The 1,814-nt window shown below is 34.8% G+C and carries 3 protein-coding genes; 1 reads left to right on the top strand and 2 read right to left on the bottom strand.

All coding sequences use genetic code 11. The features are described from left to right. Together AACY61_RS13215 and AACY61_RS13210 are read right to left on the bottom strand one after the other, a co-directional pair. A partial coding sequence (locus tag AACY61_RS13215; protein ID WP_339612048.1) for a TolC family protein occupies nucleotides 1-480 on the bottom strand: 480 nt, incomplete at its 3' end. 2 nt (nucleotides 481-482) lie between these two features. Continuing rightward, on the bottom strand, nucleotides 483-1,082 hold the full coding sequence (locus AACY61_RS13210; RefSeq protein ID WP_339612047.1) for a TetR/AcrR family transcriptional regulator: 600 nt from the start codon (nucleotides 1,080-1,082) through the stop codon (nucleotides 483-485). Between the two features lie 137 nt (nucleotides 1,083-1,219). Here AACY61_RS13210 and AACY61_RS13205 point away from each other — a divergent pair. Further along, nucleotides 1,220-1,814: polyprenyl synthetase family protein (locus AACY61_RS13205; protein WP_339612046.1), on the top strand; the 595-nt coding region annotated here is incomplete at its 3' end.

The raw sequence follows: 1,814 nt of genomic DNA, 5'->3' as shown, positions 1-1,814 counted from the left end.
TGAAAGTAATAAAGCCACTCTCGAAAGAAACCTCAGGGAAACAACCGATGTTGTTTTTTCTTCCATATTTCTGGAATATTCCAAAAAGGTTTTTGAGGCTTGAAGTGCAACTATATAAGAACCGTCAAACAGCAGTTGATTTAAAGTAGCAGTCGCCGACATCGTTTCGGGAACCCCAAATACAACAGGAGTGAAGGTGCCCGGTTCTCCACCTGAAAACTCAGCCGGAATGAGAGTTACCGGTTGTTTAAGGTTGTTTCTATAATCTATATTTGCATTTATTTGAGGCAACCCGGTTGCGGTAGTTTCCCACTTTTGTTTTAAAGCTGCCACTACATCCCTTTTAGCATTGATCGCCGTATAGTTACTGTCTAACGCAAAAGTGATAGCTTCTTCCAGTGAAAAAGAATAGTTTTGCTTTACTTGAGCATTCATTCCCAGGCTGACCAATAAGAGCATTAGTATCGAATATCTAAGCATAGTTAGTTTTGATTGAGGTGTTTAATTAGTTCTTCTTCTCCTTTTTTGGTTATGATTCCACGTAAGTGATATTCAAGATAAGCATCAATGACTTCATTGGGGCTAAAAACTTCTGTTGGAAACAGGTTTTGGTCTTTGATTCCTGTACCCGCCAAAAAGTAAAACCTTCCGATGAGTTCCGGATTGATTGAATTTCTGTACAATTCTAATTCGATTCCCCGGTTTAAATTGGTAATAACACAATCGTGAATAATTAAAAACTGATTTTCTTTTAATTTTTTATAAATCTTTGGGTAGTATTTTTGTAATTGATGTTGTGGAGATGCCTTTTCATTTTTTAAAATTTGCTTGATGAAATTGTGTATTAGAAAAAGTTCAGCTATTGGATTACTCTTTTCTGCTCTTATACAATCAATGCCATCACAAACAAAATGAAAAACATAATCGGTAGTCGCTTCAACCAACTTTGTTTTGTTGGTAAAATGCTGATAAATAGTTTTTTTTGATATTCCCATTTCATTGGCAATATCGTCCATGGTAACACTTTTAAACCCGAGGTTTAAAAACAGTTGACTTGCAATTTCTAAAATTTTTTCTCTCATATCAGTCCGCAAATATACCAAGGAAACTTTTAAAACAAAAATAGTTTCTAAAGTTTTACTTAAAATTAACACAGAAAAATTCGGAAGTTTTTAGAGATTGTAGATAAAGAAGTATTTTAGCAAAAAAAAAATACCAGATGTTATCGTTAGACGAATTAAGGGGGCATTTTGTTACACACCTATCTGCTTCAATCCAAAAAGAAGAGCCTAAGAACTTATATGAGCCTATTTCGTATATTTTGAGTTTAGGAGGCAAAAGACTAAGGCCTGCACTTACCTTAATGACCTGTGAACTGTTTAACTCTTCCTATAAAAAAGCCTTGAATGCAGCTCTTGCAGTGGAATTGTTTCACAATTTTTCACTAATTCACGATGATATCATGGATAATGCACCCTTGAGACGAGGAAAAAGCACCGTTCATGAAAAATGGGATATCAATACCGGAATACTTTCGGGTGACGCAATGTTGATTTTAGCCTATCAATTGTTTGAAAATTATAAGCCTGAAACATTTCAAAAATTAGCAAAACTGTTTAGTAAAACAGCTATTGAAGTGTGTGAAGGACAGCAATATGACATCGATTTTGAAGACAGAAACAATGTTACTATTGAGGAATATTTGCACATGATTAATTACAAAACTGCCGTTCTGGTGGGCTCAGCTATGCAAATGGGCTCCATAGTTGCTCTTGCCTCAGAAAAATCACAAAATGCTATTTATGAATTTGGAA

The sequence above is a fragment of the uncultured Planktosalinus sp. genome, assembly GCF_963973675.1.
Lineage (GTDB): Bacteria > Bacteroidota > Bacteroidia > Flavobacteriales > Flavobacteriaceae > Planktosalinus.
This window is presented reverse-complemented; position numbering and strand designations above follow the sequence as displayed.

What these genes read in the sequence shown, in the direction of transcription:
- AACY61_RS13210 (WP_339612047.1), bottom strand. Translation starts at nt 1,082, where the DNA reads ATGAGAGAAAAAATTTTAGAAATTGCAAGTCAACTGTTTTTAAACCTC.